Origin of the sequence: Ruegeria sp. HKCCD6119, from assembly GCF_013110585.1 — a bacterium.
Taxonomy (GTDB): Bacteria; Pseudomonadota; Alphaproteobacteria; order Rhodobacterales; family Rhodobacteraceae; genus Ruegeria.
In genome coordinates, this window is record NZ_WVQV01000009.1 from 99,174 (window position 1) to 115,077 (window position 15,904).

A 15,904-nucleotide genomic window follows, 5' to 3' on the forward strand; every position below is an offset into this window, starting at 1 on the left:
AGGGGATGACCACCATGACCAAGACACTTCCCCTCTGGGCTGCGCTTCTTTTCGGTGTGATCTGCGGTGCCGTCATCGGAACCATCATAGCCGCTTTCTACCTGACCCTGGCCCTGAAAACCGGCTTTGGCAGCTTCGACATGTTGGCGCTCTGGACGGCGAGCGCGGGCACGCGCGCGGCACATCCGGAGGCTTTCAAGGTTGGATTCGGCGCCGTCGGCTTCGGGGCGATCGGGCTTGGCGCTTTGGCGCTGGCCTGGACCTGGAAGAAGGAGCGCGACGACTACGGCTCGGCCCATTGGCAGACCAAGGTGGAGTTGAAGAAGAACGATATGCTTCAGGCACCCGGCAAGGGATTCGTCTGTGGCAAGCTCGGCGCGCCGAGTTCCAAGGCTGAGTTCATCTCCTCGACCACCATCCCGCATGTGATGATGGTGGCCCCGACCCGCGCGGGTAAGGGCGTCGGCTTCGTGATCCCGAACCTTCTGAGCTTCGCTGGCTCGGTCGTGGTGCTCGACGTGAAGGGTGAGAACTTCGAGAAGACCGCGCGGCTCCGGGCGCTGAACGGTGACGAGGTCTATCGGTTCAGCCCCTTCGACTGGGCCAATGCCACGCACCGGTACAACCCGCTCGCCCGGATCGCCAAGGCCCCGACATTCGCGCAGCGCTTCACTGAAGTCTCGATCCTCGCCGACCTCTTCCTCGACAAGGACAACAAGCAACTCGACACCTTCTCTGAGGCTGGAAAGTCAATCTTTGTCGCGGCCTGCCTGCTCGCAATACAGCGCGGCACACCGAACCTCGGCGAGGTGAACAAGATCGTCGCCGGGGGCGACTACAAGAACGCGCAGTACAAGACCTACGCTGACGAGGCCAAAGAAGACATTTTGCGCGAGCTCTGGACCAATGCCGCCTCGGCCTCTTCACGGCTCCTAACCTCGAACATCCAGGCGCTGATGACTGCAGGCCTCAAGCAATGGGACAACCCGGCGGTCCGTTCGGCCACCGAGGCGAGTGACTTTGATTTCTCGACCTTCCGGAAGACTCCGCAGTCGCTCTACATCGCGGTGTCTGAAGATCACATCGCGACGCTGGCGCCGCTTCTGCGCCTGATGTTCGCCGATCTCATCGCCTCGATCCGGCTGAACGAGCCCGGCCAGGACGAGCCCTGGCCCGTCATGATGATGATCGACGAATTCCAGCAGATGGGGGCGATGCCCTACCTCGAACGCGCGATCCATTCGCTGGCGAGCTATGGTGGGCGCGTCGCGATGATCGCGCAGTCTCTGGCCTCGCTCGACCGGATCTACGGTCCCGAGGGCCGCGAAAGCCTCGAGAACGGGTCAGGGCTCAAGCTCTACATCACCCCGCGCGACCAGCGCACAGTGAAAGAGGTTTCGGCCGCCGTTGGCAGCACCACCCGCGAGGCCGTGACCCGCATGTATGGCCGCAACAAGGGTTTCCTCGGCGCGACCTCGACATCGGCGCGGCTGGAAGAGCGGCCGCTACTTTCTGAGACCGAGGCTCGGCTGATGGATCCTGACGAGGTGATCATCCTCGCCTCGCCCCAACATCCGATCAAAGCGAGCCGGATCAAATATTACGATGATCCGTTCTTCAAGGACATGCTCGCCCGCCAGGAGGGCAAGCCCTTCCCCTATCCGCCGAGTGTGCAGGGCGTTGGGCCCTGGGGCGGCGATGGTGATGACGAGGCAAGTACTGATGAGCCGGTGAAACCAGCCGATCGCGCGCCTGTCCGGGACCGCTCGCAGCGCCGCGAAGCACGCGCAATGAGCGTTATGGCGATGGAGGCTGGGCGCGGGCAGCCTGAGCCGGAGATGTTCGGGCGGGATGCGGCGGTGCCGAAGGAGTGGGAAGCTGCGCTCGACCGGCAGGAGGATTTCATTGAGGAGTTGTTGGGTGGGTGATAGCGGATGCTTTGCGCAAAGCCCTCACCTGTCATTGATCTGATCAAATTTCCCGTCGCAGAGGGGCTTCATAGGGCGTCAAAATCGATTGGATCTCTTCAATGCGAGCCTTTGCAGCCAACCGTTCAGGGCAGTCAGGGAACAGAGACTCCATCAGTAACTCCATCTGCTGCAGGGCGGTGTCGCGGCCAATGCCCCCTTCATGCAGGCCGCAACGCAACCATAGGCCATCAATCATCGCCGATATCGCCAGAGCGATTTCTTCTGCCCTCTCCTGCTCGGTCAGTTGCTTTAGTGCATGCATCAGGTTCGAGTGCATCCGCTGGTGAATGGCCGTCTGTATCCTCTGGTAGCTCGGATTGTACGGGATTTCAGCGAGCAGCGACAACCAGGCGTGTGAGAGTTTGGGCGTGAAATACTGCCGCGAAAAATTAGCTTCGATCACTGAGTAGACCCTTTCCCAAGGCGTATTTGAGCGAATCATCAGCGCTCGTACATCTCGGGCCAAGTCGGCATTAGCGTAGCGTAAAGCCATTTCCAGTAGCCGGGCCTTGTTTCCGAAGTAGTGCAGGACGTTGGTCTTCGAGACGCCCGCACGCTTGGCGACCTTCTCCACGGTGGTTCCGGAAAGCCCTTCGTCACTAAGGACTTCGAAGGCTGCTTTGGAATACTCCTCGGTCCTTAGCCGCCACAGTTTCGTCCGCTTCATCTCGCTCTCCCAGAATTGCTCAAAGTAAATATTTTGTTGACTCGGGTGTCAAATAGTACCTAACAGACTATTAATAGACCATCGAGTCTATAAACTTGGGAGGACAAAATGAAAACATTCTCGATTTCAGCTGCCCTTGGCATTTCGCTTCTGGGGGCGGGTTTGGCCGAAGCATCCTGTGAGAAAGTCCGGATGGCGGAGCCGGGCTGGACGGACTTGGCGCTCACTTCTGGTGTGGCATCCGTGCTGCTGAAGGGGCTGGGGTATGAGGCGGAAACAAAGGTGCTCGGCACCACGGTCACATACGAGGCGATGGTCAACGGCGATTTGGACCTGTTCCTGGGATATTGGGACCCTGCCATGGCAACCTATTTCGCACCCTATATCGAAGGCGATGCCATCGAGACGGTGAACCAGAACCTGGAAGGGGCGAAATACACTTTTGCCGTGCCGAAGTACGTGTATGACGCGGGCGTTACCAGCTTTGCCGACCTCGCCGCGCATGCGGACAAGTTCGGCAGCCGCTTCTACGGCATCGAGCCCGGCTCAAACACGCAGATGATGGATATCATCGAAACGAATGCCTTCGGGCTGGGCGGCTGGAACGTTGTAGAGAGCTCGGAACAAGGCATGCTGGCGCAGGTGCGCAGGGCCGTGTCGCGGGAGGATTGGGTCGTCTTTCTGGGCTGGGCGCCGCACCCGATGAATGTGGAATTTGACATCGAGTATCTGAGCGGCGGCGACGACTATTTCGGTCCGGACTTCGGGGCTGCGACCGTGCATACCCAGACCCGCGCGGGTTATTCCGGGGAATGCCCGAACATCGGGCGCCTGATCGCCCAGCTGGACTTTACCGTGCCGATGGAAAGCGAGGGCATGGGGTATATCATCAACGATGGCGAAGATCCCGAAGAGGCGGCGCTGCGGCTGATCAAGCAGCACCCGGATATGCTGGATGGCTGGCTGGACGGAGTTGACACGCTTGCAGGCGCCCCGGGCCTGCCCGCAGTCCGAGCCTATGCGGGGCTGGAGTGACCATCGTGCAGTGGCTCGTTCCTCACACCGCCAAGGCAAGCGGCCAGCCGGTGCAGCTCGGCTACTGGGAAGCCGGTGATCCGGCGGCCTATCCGGTCGTCCTCCTTGTAGGACTGGGCATGCAGGCAATCGAATGGCCCGCGGAATTTATCCGGCAGCTGTCGGAAACCCGCCGGGTCATCTGCATTGACAACCGCGATGCCGGGAAATCCCCGCGTTGCGGTGAGGACAGCGAGCCGCTTGCGGCCGGGATCTGGATGCAAGGCGATGCCGTAGCCGCCCAGGATCTGGCCCCCTATTCGCTCTTTGACATGCGGGATGATGTCCTGGCCCTGCTGGACTGCCTGCAGATCGGCACCTTTGACATCATCGGATTCTCCATGGGCGGCATGATCAGCCAGCTGGTGGCCGCTGCCGCGGGCCCGCGGGCCGGACGCTTTGTGCAACTTGCCAGCAACGACGGCACGGCCGAAGTCGATGGCGATGCGGATTCCAAGTGCCGGATGGCCCGGCTGTTTACCCGGCCTTCGGATCCGGACCTGATCCGGACATACCTTCTGGAGGATGCCCTAGTCTACGGCGCAGGACGGATCTTGGATACGCCGGAATTGCGGGCCGAAATAGATGCCATCTATGCTGCTGGTTACTCTTGCGGCGGTGCAGCCCGCCACGCGCTGGCTGTCCTCACCACGCCGGACCGGCGGCAGCTGCTCAAGTCAATCCAAAGCCGGACACTGGTTCTGCACGGCGACCGCGACAGCTGTATTTCCCCGCAACGGGGCACGGCAGCGGCTGCGCTGATCCCGGAGGCCCGCTTCGAGCTGCTGCCGGGCGTCGGGCATGTTCTGGATCCCAAGATGTGCGATGCCGCTCTCAATTGGCTGGAGCCGGCTTCAGGCACAAGGTCAAGAATTGGAGAAAGCCATGGAGTGGCTTGAAACACATAAGATCCCGGTCGGCCATTGGGCAAAGCTGATGGTTGACTGGCTGACCGGCAATATGGCCTGGTTCTTTGACGGGCTGTCAGAGGGTATCGGAACCATCGTGGCAGCCACCCTGTGGCTTTTGCAGATGCCGCATCCGCTGGTGCTGGTTGGCCTCGTATCAGGGCTGGCCTGGTATCTGCACCGCTCGCTGGCCTTGACTGCCTTTGCGGCACTCGGCCTGCTTTTGGTCATCAACCAAGGGTACTGGATCGAGACCACAGAAACACTGTCTCTGGTGCTCGCGGCAACCACTATGTCGATGCTGATCGGCGTGCCTGTCGGGGTTCTGGCTGCCGGGCGGCCTTGGCTCTACCGGCTTCTGCAGCCGCTTCTGGATCTGATGCAGACGATCCCCACCTTCGTTTACCTGATTCCGGCGCTGGTGCTGTTTGGTCTCGGTGCGGTTCCGGCCCTGATTGCAACAGTTGTGTTTGCCGTCCCTGCCCCGATCCGGCTGACTTACCTTGGCATCTCCTCGACGCCGCATGCGCTGGTGGAAACGGCGGATGCTTTTGGCGCCACCCCGGCGATGGTGCTGTGGAAGGTGAAGCTGCCCTGGGCCATGCCTCAGATCCTGGCCGGATTGACCCAGACCATCATGCTGTCGCTGTCGATGGTCGTTGTAGCTGCGCTTGTCGGCGCCAGCGGGCTTGGCGTTCCCACCCTGCGCGCGCTCAACCAGGTCAACGTCGGCAAGGGCTTCGAAGTTGGCGTTGTAATTGTTATCGTTGCGATCCTTCTGGACCGCCTTCTGAAAGCCGGGAGGGGCTGATATGACACAGCCGGTCATCAAGTTCGAGAACGCCAGCATCGTGTTCGGGGACAATCCGAAATCCGCCTTGCCGCTGATGGATGCGGGCCGGAGCCGGGAAGAGGTCCGGGCGGAAACCGGGCAGATCCTGGGGGTCCACAACTGTTCGCTGGACGTGCAGGAAGGTGAGATCGTCGTGCTGATGGGCCTGTCCGGCTCCGGCAAGTCGACCCTGCTGCGCGCCTCCAACCGGCTCAATCCATTGGCCGCCGGTTCCGTGCATCTGCGGAGCAACGGGGGGCTTGTGGACCTTGCCGCCGCCTCTGCTGCAAAATTGCGGAGCCTCCGCCGCCGTGACGTGTCGATGGTATTTCAGCAGTTTGGCCTGCTGCCCTGGCGTAGGGTTCTGGAAAACGCGGCCTTCGGGCTGGAGGCTGCTGGCGTGCCACGGGAAGAGCGGCTTCAGCGGGCCATGCGGCAGCTGGAAAAGGTGCATCTTGGGCAATGGGCCAATACCAATGTCTCAGAGTTGTCGGGTGGTATGCAGCAGCGGGTGGGCCTGGCCCGCGCCTTTGCCACCGACGCGCCGCTGCTGCTGATGGATGAGCCGTTCTCGGCGCTGGACCCGCTGATCCGCAACGAGCTGCAGGACGAACTGCTGGAGCTTCAAGCGGACCTGAAGAAGACGATCCTTTTCGTCAGCCACGATCTGGACGAGGCGATTAAACTTGGCAACCGGATTGCGATCATGGAAGGCGGCCGCATCGTGCAGCTGGGCACACCGCAGGAGATCGTGCTGAAGCCAGCCACGGATTACGTTCGGAGTTTCGTGTCCCATATGAATCCGATGAATGTGCTTCGTGCAGCGGAAATCATGAAGCCGGTCAACGGCACCATTCCTGCTGGCGCGCGGGTGCGCGATGCCGGCACAACGGTAAAGGACCTGATGCGGGCGCAGCTGAACGACGGCGGAGAGTACTTCGTGTCCAATGGCCGCGACATCATTGGCAGGCTGGATCATTCCGATATCTTCAAGGCCCTGCTGCGCGAATAGCGCAGCAGGCTTTCCCGGCGCAAATCCAACTTATTGCTTAAAAAAAACAAAGGGGTGGCGGCCCGCTCCCAATTTCCTTAAAGGCGCAACTTGAAATATCCCTACATAGGGATAAATATCAAAGTATGAAACGAAACACACATGACCGCGAAAACATGGCCTTGGTTCTGGCCCTCCTGCGCAGTGCCCAGCAGTTCCACCGGGCAATCGGCCCGGTATTCCGGGCCGCAGGACTGACAGCGTCGCAATGGGACGTGCTGGAAACTCTCAGCAACAAAGGCCCGATGACCGTGAATACGCTGCTGGAACGGGCGCTGGGAACCTCCGGCAACCTGGATGTGGTGATCAAGAACCTGATCCGCTCCGGGCTTGTCGAAAAATCGGCTAGCGATACGGACCGGCGCAGCCGCGTCCTGTCCCTGACAACCGAAGGCAGGGCAAAGGTCGAAACCTTCCTGCCCATCCACAACGCCGCATTGGCGGAGATCTTTGAAGGTCTGCCCGCCGACGGCAAGCGCCAGACCATACGGATGCTGAACCGGCTCCGCCGCAGCGTGCACCACACCCGAAAGGATCATACTGATGAGTAATCGCACCTTCCTGACAGCGCACAGCGTGATCTACGCTTTCTTCGCTCTGGCCCTGTTTTTTGCGCCCGGCCTGCTGTGGCCGAACTATGGTGTTGAGCTGAACGACCGCTACGCCTGGTTTCTGTCGCAGCACAACAGCATCTTTCTCGGCGGCATCGCCGTCATCAGCTTCCTGTTTCGCGATGCGCCCTCCGGCAGCGTCGAGGGCCGCAAGATCCTGACCGGCCTGATGTGGACCAACCTGCTGGGCCTCGCTGTCACTTTCTACGCCGGTGCCGCAGGTATTTTCACCGGCTTTGGCTGGTCGGATCCGGCATTCTTCGCCCTGCTCTCGGCTCTCTGCTTCCTGCAACTCCGCAAGGGCTGAGCCCGCCCCAATGCAACCTCAACCACACGTTTCTCGCAACTCCTCAAGAAGGACCAAATCATGAGCACTCAGAAAATCTGGGACATCCATCTGACCTACGATGGCCCCGTCACCGAAGATTTCCGCCAAGGCGCCAAACAGCTAGCCGAAAGCATCGCCCAGGAACCCGGCGTTGTCTGGAAAATCTGGACCCATGAGGCCGGCACCAATCACTTCGGCTCCACCTATCTGTTCAAAAGCCTTGAGCAACTGGAGGCCTACAAGACCATGCACATTCCCCGCCTGAACGCGATCGGCATCGAGGTCGTCAGCGACCACGTGTTCGACGTGATGGAAGAACTCAGCCAGATCAACCGCGCGCCAGTTGGGACAAGTTCGTAGACCGGCCCGCTGGTCCTGAGTGCCTCTCCTGACCGCAACAGGAGAGGCCTTCCAAATCCGGGTTCATTCTACAATTTCTTCCCGCCTGCGCCTCAATTGCGGCAAATAAACCTTGGTTCCAGGGCTAGAACGAACAAGTGGGGTAGCCGCTATTCGCCATCCCGGTAGTTTACAGCAAATGCCGACCCGTCCTTGGCAGCAATGGTCTCCATGCCCGGTATGACGTCGGTGTTGTGCGCAGCCAGGACGGTCCAGCCATTGGCCAGACGCTGTGCAAAGAACACCATTATTGCAAACCGGTCCTCAAGGGTTTCACCTGCCTTGCCAATCTGCCCTGCTAGCTTCCAGCGGGTGTGAATGATCGAGGTGTCGCCGCCAACCCGCCGGACCTTGATACCCCGGGCAGTAATCTCTGAGTGCTGGAAAAACGTACTGAGCCCGTAGGCGTGCGCTTTTTCAATGTTGACGCGGTTGTGCCACCACAGGCCAACCACGTTGACGAAATCAGCGTCCTCAGCAAAGAGGGCAGCCAGGGCGCGAGCGTCCCTGGCATTCCAGGCCTCGGCAAAAAGCCGGGGGATGTCATCCGGTGTTTCAGGCATAGGCATGCAGCACCGCCGGGATCAGGATATCTTCCTCGTCATAGGTATGCCGGTTCAGGATCTTGTTCAGAACTTTCGCCTGCTCCAGCGCCTTGCCGATCTGCGATTTGGAGATTTCCCCGCCACGAAGCAGGGCAAAGACCTGTTCCGATTGGTCCAGCGCCTGCTCCAGGACCTGGTGGTCGTTTTCCAGGAGGTCAATGGCCGAAGCCAGCTGCGGGAAGCGCCCCAGGAACCCGGGCAGCACATTGCTGTCCTCGAAGCTGTGATGGCCGTGAACATGCGAGACCAGATCAAGCCCCAGGCGGTTCATGCCGGTCAGGCCCATCAACTCCTGCGCGCTGCCCTCCGGCTCCACCAATACGACTTCCAGCCCGCCGATCAGTCGGGCACTGGCCTCAGAGATCGAGGCGTGAAGGCGCTGAAGATGCGCGGGCCAGCCAAGAAACCGGGGATCATCGTCCCATGCCGAACGGTCCGCTGGAAACAGGCCGTGCAGCAGGTCCGGGCCAATCCGGCCGCGCGAAGCAATGTGGTAGTCGGGTGCGTTGTAGTCGTAGCTGTGCATTGTCAGCTCAATCCCTGCGTCTTCATCGCAGCTTGCACGCCGCTGTCTTCCAGCATGGTTTCCATGAAGCGTTTCACCGGCGGGTAGTCCTGCCAGGGTTTCGGCGTGTGTGCCGTCCAGCGGACCATTGCAAAAGCATAGGGGTCGGCAATCGTGCGCTTGCTGCCTGCAACATGCGGGCCGCCGTCCAGCAATGTGCCGAGATGGCTCATCACCCGGTCAATCCTGGCGTATGCCGCTTCACGGACTTCATTCTGCGCGCCCTCGCTGCGGTTGACCGTGTACCGGTCCGGCACAAAGAAAGGCCAGAACGCGGGATGGAAATCGCCTGTCAGAAAGGCCAGCGCCTCATCCAGCCCGAATTGGCTGAGCGGATCCTTGGCGACGCCCAGGCCGGCCTCCGGGTATTTGGCCTCGATATACTTCAGGATCGCATCTGCCTGCGTCATGATACGGAAGCCATCATCCTTCAGCGCCGGGACCATTCCCATAGGATTGATCTTGAGATATTCCTCGGATCCGAGTTCGACCCGCTCTGCTTCGTAAGGCTTGCCCGTCCATTCCAGGGCGATATGCGGTGCCAGGGCACAGGTGCCGGGTGCGTAGTAGAGTTTCATGACCGGTGTCCTTTCCATGCAGCTCTTCAGTTGTTGCGCGGCTTGAAGGTGAGGCTTTCTGTCTTTTGTCCCGGCTGGCTGTAGCCATCGCTGTCCAGCGGCCGGTCGAACAAGCCGGTCAGCCTGTTTCCAGCGATATCTTCCAGCGTGGTATCCACCTCAATCCGGTAATTGGCGTTTGCCCAGGGATCGCGGGGTGTGAATATCCACTCCCGCTCATCCGGCCCAAGCCGCAGCGAGCCGCCGAGCTTTGCACCGGTTTCATCGGTTACCCGCACCCTGTAGGCCAGGGAGACGTGATCCATCGGGCCATTCAGTGTCACCAGAAGCGGCTCAGTTGAATCCGCCATGGGTGCCTGCACCTGCCATTTCGCCAAATCAGGCGCCTCGAAATCTGCTTTGGCGGCAACGAAGGTCTTCTTATAGCTGCGCGTTAACGTGCAGCCACTCCTGGTTTCCGCGCTGTTCCTGACTTGCAGCGTATAAGTCTTTCCCGGCTCCAGCGCCCGGCCCAGCTTATTGTGTGCAACCAGCCCAGTTTTTACCCGGCCCGGATCAAACAGCACCGTCAGCCTCCGGTCATCCGGCGACCAGAGATCGAATTTGTTCTCGATAAAAGCCCCCGGAACCACCTTGCCGTCTTCATCGAGCAGCACGACGGAGTCCCATATGCCCTCCCGTGCCATCGGTTCGGAGAAGTAGACATAGAAGCGCAGCAGGTTTTCCGGCAGCACATCAGCATTGGGGTAGACTTGGGTTACCCCGGCAGGACCTGGCACGCTTTCCTCGCAGGCCTGGGCCGCTGAACTGGCCGCAAGAAGCGCGGCCAGCCAGAGGGATGAAGTTTTCAGATTGCGGAGCATCTTCACTTTACCTTGCCAGATCAGCGTAGCCCGCGTCTGCCTTCAGCATGTTCTGGAAGTTGCGGAAAAACTCCTGCTCCTCCACATACTGATAGTCGGGGAAATTGTATTCGCTGACGAAATCGCTGAGCCGGAAGTAGGCGCCCTTGCGGAAGGAGACCAGGTCGACGTCGCCGGTATCCAGGTTGCGCTTGAGCGTAACCAGAAACTGCTCATCCTGATCATCGGCCTGCAGGACTGCCCCCAGCGGGCGGGCAGCGGTTTTGACCCCTGCGTCGCCCCAAAGCTCGGGGGACGACAGCCCTTCGCTTTTGGCAGCCTCGGCCAGGTCAGCCACCCGGATCAGATCGGCATCGCGTTCCTTGTTGATGACCAGCACATACTCTTCCGGCTGGAACTCCTCATTCGGCGCAGTGAAATGCAGCACCTCAAGCGGGGTGTTGCCATAGCCCAGTTCGGCTACGGTTTTGCCGGATACATGGGCACCATCAGCCAGATCGGAAGAGGGGATCGTGACCAGCGGTGTACAGGTGTAGGCGGCAACAACCGTTTTCACGCCATCCAGCTCGACCACGCTCATAGCCCGGATCGGTGCCCGGGTTTCGGTTTGATTGTGAACGGTATGGTAGATTTCGATGCTGGACGCGGAAGCGGTGTCGGTGAACGGGTATGGGATCTGCCGCAGGGTTGAGGCGAACTCTCCGGTCGACAGCCCGGCAGCGAACAGCGTGCCATCCACGAAATCAAGATCCGTGACGGTGAAGGTGGCAGCCGGAATGTCATGCCAGAAAGTGACGCTGTCATCGGGTGTGCCGTTCAGTTCCACCGACGTGCCCTCCAATGCGGCCAGATCCAGCGGTGTGATACTGCCATCCTGATCCACGCGCACAATCATCGGCGACTTGCTGCCGCCCGAGCGCAGGGACATCGAAATATAGGTTTCCTTGGAGACGGGATGCACAGCGATGTCGTGATAGCTGATGCTGTACGGATCAGCGCCGGTTGTGGCGGCCAGCCGGGCGCCCAGGCCAATCAGGTTGTAACTGCGTGATTCCGCTGCCGGGGCAGATTCGGGCAGCGTGTAGGCAAAGATCCTTCCACCGTCGGAGTCAGCTACAAACAGCGTATTGCTGTCGGCAAACTCCAGCACGGTGGTGGACTGAGGCGTTTCAAGCGCGGCAGCGCCTGTTGCAAACGACAGGGACAGAATTCCTGCCGCCAGGGCGGGTGAGGTGGATTTCAGTTTCATGGTGCCTCCAGGCAGGTCGTGGGCTGGCGACTCCAAGACAGTTTCTGCCTTGCCGCCGCGCCCCAATTTAGCACCTATGGCCCAATGTGGTGAGTAGGAACACTTTGGATACTATTGAAGATGTCAGTTCGCTTCTGCACAGTGGCTGTTCATGACGCAGAACCCGGCGCCCTGCGAGGGAGCAAACCTTGGCAGGGAAGCGCAACCACGGGTACATTTCTGAAGCGGGGAGCTTAATGGGATGTTCGAAGACAAGATGAAGGATTCAAAAGAGGAAGATGCAGGTGCGCATGAATGCCCGGTCGAAACCGTCATCGAGATCATCGGCGGGAAGTGGAAGTGCCAGATCATTCATTTTCTGATTGGCGGCACCCGGCGGTTCGGTGAAATCCGCCGTCAAATCCCCGACGTTTCTCAGCGTGTTCTGACCCGCAAATTGCGGGAACTGGAAGCGCATGGAATCGTCATCCGTACAGTTTATGCAGAGGTTCCGCCCCGCACGGAGTATTCCCTTACGCCGACCGGGCAGTCGCTTGAGCCCGTAATGCAGGAGCTTGACCGTTGGGCACAGGCAAATCTGGGCAGTTCCGGTGGCGTAGTCTAGTTAGAATAAGCGGTGGCGAAACCGGGTGCGCCTGTTGAATGCCGCACTGTCCTGGCGCAACAGACCAGTGCCGTTGGCACAAAAAAGATCTTGGAAGGCTGTACGGGTTGCAGGCCAAGGCCAGAACCATTGCAACAGCCTTCACAATTCCTGTTCAGTTCACTCCGCTGGAGCAATTTTCGAAAACGGCGCTAACTGACATAACGCCCGCCTAAGCCGTTAGCTCAGCAGTTCGCGCGCAATGATGGTTCGCTGTATCTCCGATGATCCTTCATAGATCCGGAAGATCCGTAAGTCGCGCAAGTAGCGTTCCACCGGAAAATCGCGGGTATAGCCATAGCCGCCGTGAATCTGCAGCGCCCGGTCCGCAATGCGCCAGGCTGCCTCACTGGCATAAAGCTTGGCGAAGGCAGACTCAGGCGAATAACGCTCGCCGGTGCCCCGCTTGCGGGCGGCTTGCAGCCCCAATGCCCGCGCCGCGGCCAGCTCAGTGGCACTGTCGGCCAGCATCCACTGCAGCCCCTGGAAATTGCCGATCGGCTGTCCGCCGACCTCTCGTTCCTTGGCATAGGACACAGCTGCGCCCAGTGCAGCGCGCGCAATGCCAGTGGCCTGCGCGGCCACTTCGATACGGCCGTTATCCAGCACCTTCATCGCGGTTCGGAACCCAGTGCCCTCTTCGCCAAGCCGGTTTTCCGCCGGCACATGGCAATCAAATGAGATCGGGAACACATGGCCGCCGCGCAGACCCATGGTCTCCTCGTGTTTGCCGACCTCCACCCCGCCGGTCTTGCCGGGTTCCACCACAAAGGCGCTGACCCCGCGGGCGCCGGCTGCGCCGTCGGTCTTGGCATAGACCACGATAAAATCTGCATCACCCGCATTGGAGATGAAGCATTTGGAGCCCTTCAGCCGGTAGCCGTCGCCTTCGCGGCTGGCGGTACTGCGCATATCAGCGGGGTTGGAACCCGCCATCGGCTCAGTCAGCGCAAAGGCGCCAAGTGCCTCACCCGCTGCGGCGGCCGGCAGGAAGCGCTGTTTGAGCGTCTTCCCCCCGCCCAGCAGCAGCGAATCCGTTGCCAGGAAGTGCGCCGTCAGCATCGAGGCTGTGGAGCCGCAGGCACCTGCGATAGCCTCCACCGCGCCATAGAGAGCGGGCCCGGACAGGCCGATGCCGCCATAGGTTTCGGGCAGGTTCATCCCCATGATGCCCATTTCTGCCAGCGCCGCGCGGTGCAGGGTTGCAAACTTCCCTTTGGCATCGATGTCGGCGGCGGCCGGTGCCAGCACCTCGCTGGAAAACCGTTCAATCTGGCTGATGACAGCCTGCTCTTCGCTGTTCAGGTCGCCGGTCATTCGGCCTCTCCTTCCTGTAACTTTTGCAGAATTTCCTGTGTGTGCGCGCCCAGTTCCGGGGCCGCCTGCCGGTGACCTCTTGCCGCTCCACTGAAATGGACGGGCTGTTCCGGCACAGAAAATTCACCGAGAATGGGATGTTTCACCGGGGATGCCAGCCCGCGCGCCTGCGCCTGAGGCGAGGCCCAGGCTTCAGACACTGTACTCAGGGCCGCGGCTGGAATGCCCGCCTCTGTCAGGACCGTCACCGCATCCTGCGCGCAGCGCGCGGCGGCCCAATCTTCGATATGCCGGGCCAGGGCCGATTCATTCTGTCGCCGCAACACATCACTGGCAAAACGCTCGTCCTCCGCCAGATCCGACGCGCCAATGGCTTCTGCGAAACGGGCAAACAGCCGGTCGTTCAGTACCGCTACGGAAAAACTGCCATCTTTAGCCGGATAGGTGCCAAATGGCGCTGATAGCGCATGTTTACTGCCCGTCCGCTTTGGCGTCTCACCCGCCATCAGCGCCCGGCAGGCCGCCACCGGCATCATCGACACCAGCGAGTCATAAAGCGCCAGATCAACATGCCGCCCCCTGCCGCTGCGTTCCCGGTCAAACAGTGCCACCATCGCCCCAAATGCAGCAAACATGCCGCCTGCAACGTCAGCAAAGGCATCTCCGGCCATCATCGGCGGGCCGTCCTCGGCGCCGGTCATATCCATCAGCCCGCTCATCGCCTGGATGATGATGTCATAGGCCGGCAGCATCCGGTTCGGGCCTGTCTGGCCGAACCCGGACACAGACACATAGACCAGTTGCGGACACACCGCGCACAGCTCTTCTGCACCCAGTCCGAACCGCTCCATCACGCCGGGACGGAAGTTTTCGATCAGCACGTCGCACTCCGCCGCCAGCGCCCGCGCCGCTGCCGCGCCGTCCTCGGATTTCAGATCCAGAACGATGGATTTCTTGCCGCGGTTCACCGATTGGAACAGCAGGCTTTCGCCGTCCTTGAAGGGGCCGATATGGCGGTAGTCATCGCCCGCAGGGGGTTCGACCTTGATCACTTCCGCACCAAGATCAGCCATCAGTGCCGTGCAGTAGGGCCCGGCCAGAACGCGCGAGAAATCCAGCACTCTGACACCCTCGAGCGGCCTGTGGCCTGCCATTTTGTCATCTTCAAGCATGTATCCACCATCAATTGCTTGCTGGAGGATAGCGTCCGATAAGATATACTTGGAAATGCGATATGCATATAAAGGGTATTCTCAGTTGAATATACCATTGAACTTCCGCCAGGTTGAAATCCTGCTGGCGGTCGCGGACACCGGCAGCACCGCCGCCGCGAGCCGCGCGCTGAACACCTCGCAGCCCTCGGTTTCGCTGGCCATTGCCCGCTGTGAGGAGGTGTTCGGACAGAAGCTCTTTCTTCGCATCCCAGGGCGCGGGATGGAGCTGACCCCGTTCGGGCGGCACAAGGTCGCCCAGCTGCGCGAACTGGAAAAGCAAGCGCGTTGGGTACTGAGCGGCGGTGGCGGAACACCGGAATTCATGAACCTGGGAGTGTTTTCCACCCTCGGCCCGCGCTATGCCCCACGGCTGGTACGCCGGTTCCTGGACGACCGCCCGGACGCCAAAGTCCGTATCCTCGAAGGTGACCTGCAAACGCTGTTCGACTGGCTCAGCGAAGGCCGGATTGACATGGCGCTGCTTTACGACTTTGGCATTCCATCTGATTTTGTCATCACACCTCTGATGGCGGCGGTACCCTATGCCTTGCTGCCGCAGGGGCACCGGCTCGCGCAGCAGCCCAGCGTCAACGCCGAAGACCTGGCACAGGAACCGGTAATCCTGATGAACCTGCATCACAGCCGCGGCTATTTCCTGTCCCTGCTGCAGAATGCCAGAAGTCCAGTGCAGGTCGCCCACGAAACCAGCTCAATTGAAATGCTGCGGGCGATGGTTGCCAACGGATTCGGCGTTGGTCTGCTGGCCACCGATCTGCCCGATACCGCCTGCTATGACGGGACTCCGGTGGCCCGTGTCCCCCTTTCCGGCAGCCCCCCCCTTCATCAGATCGCTCTTGCCCATCGTGGTGCAGCTCTCAAACGGCCAATCCTCCAAGCGTTCACCGCCTTAGCAGAAGCCTTTTTCAATCAGCGCTCCTGAGCGTAACGCGCCACTTCGGCGCAAGGTCCCAACAAATTTGGACTTCAGTTTTCCGTCTTGCTGGCCGTTTGCAGCGGTGGCGGCCTTATT

18 protein-coding genes are annotated in these 15,904 nt (G+C 60.4%); 10 read left to right on the plus strand and 8 right to left on the minus strand.

The annotated features are described in order from the left end of the window. The first annotated feature begins 14 nt into the window (after positions 1–14). Entirely contained in the window at positions 15–1,928 is a 1,914-nt protein-coding gene (locus GS611_RS17030) for a type IV secretory system conjugative DNA transfer family protein (protein WP_171120065.1), read from the plus strand. A 43-nt stretch (positions 1,929–1,971) separates the two neighbouring features. Here GS611_RS17030 and betI read toward each other — a convergent pair whose 3' ends face one another. Beyond that, positions 1,972–2,637, minus strand: a complete 666-nt coding sequence (betI, locus tag GS611_RS17035) for a transcriptional regulator BetI (RefSeq protein WP_171120066.1) — start codon at positions 2,635–2,637, stop codon at positions 1,972–1,974. Between the two features lie 108 nt (positions 2,638–2,745). On the opposite strand from betI, the gene choX reads away from it, so the two are divergent. From choX to GS611_RS17070, 7 genes are all read left to right on the plus strand, one after another. Next, complete coding sequence (gene choX, locus GS611_RS17040; RefSeq protein WP_171120067.1) at positions 2,746–3,672, plus strand: choline ABC transporter substrate-binding protein; 927 nt, start codon at positions 2,746–2,748, stop codon at positions 3,670–3,672. A 5-nt stretch (positions 3,673–3,677) separates the two neighbouring features. Then, on the plus strand, positions 3,678–4,610 hold the full coding sequence (locus GS611_RS17045; protein WP_171120068.1) for an alpha/beta fold hydrolase: 933 nt from the start codon (positions 3,678–3,680) through the stop codon (positions 4,608–4,610). Further along, positions 4,597–5,430 (plus strand): choline ABC transporter permease subunit, encoded by an 834-nt coding sequence (gene choW / locus GS611_RS17050; RefSeq protein ID WP_171120069.1) that lies wholly within the window; start codon positions 4,597–4,599, stop codon positions 5,428–5,430. The genes GS611_RS17045 and choW overlap by 14 nt, the downstream gene beginning before the upstream one ends. A 1-nt stretch (position 5,431) precedes the next feature. Then, entirely contained in the window at positions 5,432–6,463 is a 1,032-nt protein-coding gene (gene choV, locus GS611_RS17055) for a choline ABC transporter ATP-binding protein (protein ID WP_171120070.1), read from the plus strand. A gap of 125 nt (positions 6,464–6,588) precedes the next feature. Then, a complete protein-coding gene (locus GS611_RS17060; RefSeq protein ID WP_171120071.1) occupies positions 6,589–7,053 on the plus strand; it encodes a MarR family winged helix-turn-helix transcriptional regulator in 465 nt (154 codons plus the stop codon). Then, the gene (locus tag GS611_RS17065; RefSeq protein WP_171637508.1) at positions 7,046–7,420 is read left to right on the plus strand and encodes a hypothetical protein; all 375 of its coding nucleotides are present in this window, start codon (positions 7,046–7,048) and stop codon (positions 7,418–7,420) included. Before GS611_RS17060 ends, GS611_RS17065 begins: the two co-directional genes overlap by 8 nt. Positions 7,421–7,480: 60 nt before the next feature. Beyond that, complete coding sequence (locus tag GS611_RS17070; RefSeq protein ID WP_171119978.1) at positions 7,481–7,801, plus strand: monooxygenase; 321 nt, start codon at positions 7,481–7,483, stop codon at positions 7,799–7,801. Positions 7,802–7,950: 149 nt separating this feature from the next. Here GS611_RS17070 and GS611_RS17075 read toward each other — a convergent pair whose 3' ends face one another. Genes GS611_RS17075 through GS611_RS17095 form a run of 5 tightly spaced genes read right to left on the minus strand, consistent with a single transcriptional unit; the run spans position 7,951 to position 11,700 of the window. Continuing rightward, the gene (locus tag GS611_RS17075; RefSeq protein WP_171119979.1) at positions 7,951–8,409 is read right to left on the minus strand and encodes an SgcJ/EcaC family oxidoreductase; all 459 of its coding nucleotides are present in this window, start codon (positions 8,407–8,409) and stop codon (positions 7,951–7,953) included. Continuing rightward, the gene (locus tag GS611_RS17080; protein WP_171119980.1) at positions 8,396–8,971 is read right to left on the minus strand and encodes a hemerythrin domain-containing protein; all 576 of its coding nucleotides are present in this window, start codon (positions 8,969–8,971) and stop codon (positions 8,396–8,398) included. Before GS611_RS17080 ends, GS611_RS17075 begins: the two co-directional genes overlap by 14 nt. Before the next feature lie 2 nt (positions 8,972–8,973). Continuing rightward, positions 8,974–9,588: a glutathione S-transferase family protein gene (locus tag GS611_RS17085; protein WP_171119981.1), complete on the minus strand. Its 615-nt coding sequence runs from the start codon at positions 9,586–9,588 to the stop codon at positions 8,974–8,976. A 26-nt stretch (positions 9,589–9,614) separates the two neighbouring features. Next, positions 9,615–10,451, minus strand: a complete 837-nt coding sequence (locus tag GS611_RS17090; RefSeq protein ID WP_171119982.1) for an Ig-like domain-containing protein — start codon at positions 10,449–10,451, stop codon at positions 9,615–9,617. A 7-nt stretch (positions 10,452–10,458) separates the two neighbouring features. Then, positions 10,459–11,700: a hypothetical protein gene (locus GS611_RS17095; protein WP_216598321.1), complete on the minus strand. Its 1,242-nt coding sequence runs from the start codon at positions 11,698–11,700 to the stop codon at positions 10,459–10,461. A gap of 241 nt (positions 11,701–11,941) precedes the next feature. Here GS611_RS17095 and GS611_RS17100 point away from each other — a divergent pair, with 241 nt between their 5' ends. Further along, positions 11,942–12,304: a helix-turn-helix domain-containing protein gene (locus GS611_RS17100; protein ID WP_253285102.1), complete on the plus strand. Its 363-nt coding sequence runs from the start codon at positions 11,942–11,944 to the stop codon at positions 12,302–12,304. Positions 12,305–12,523: 219 nt separating this feature from the next. On the opposite strand, the gene GS611_RS17105 is transcribed toward GS611_RS17100, so the two are convergent. Together GS611_RS17105 and GS611_RS17110 are read right to left on the minus strand one after the other, a co-directional pair. After that, the gene (locus tag GS611_RS17105) at positions 12,524–13,660 is read right to left on the minus strand and encodes an acyl-CoA dehydrogenase family protein (protein WP_171119983.1); all 1,137 of its coding nucleotides are present in this window, start codon (positions 13,658–13,660) and stop codon (positions 12,524–12,526) included. Next, complete coding sequence (locus GS611_RS17110; RefSeq protein ID WP_171119984.1) at positions 13,657–14,832, minus strand: CaiB/BaiF CoA-transferase family protein; 1,176 nt, start codon at positions 14,830–14,832, stop codon at positions 13,657–13,659. The genes GS611_RS17105 and GS611_RS17110 overlap by 4 nt, the downstream gene beginning before the upstream one ends. 97 nt (positions 14,833–14,929) lie before the next feature. On the opposite strand from GS611_RS17110, the gene GS611_RS17115 reads away from it, so the two are divergent. Further along, positions 14,930–15,814, plus strand: coding sequence for a LysR family transcriptional regulator (locus tag GS611_RS17115; RefSeq protein ID WP_253285104.1), 885 nt, complete (start codon positions 14,930–14,932; stop codon positions 15,812–15,814). Positions 15,815–15,904: the final 90 nt, after the last annotated feature.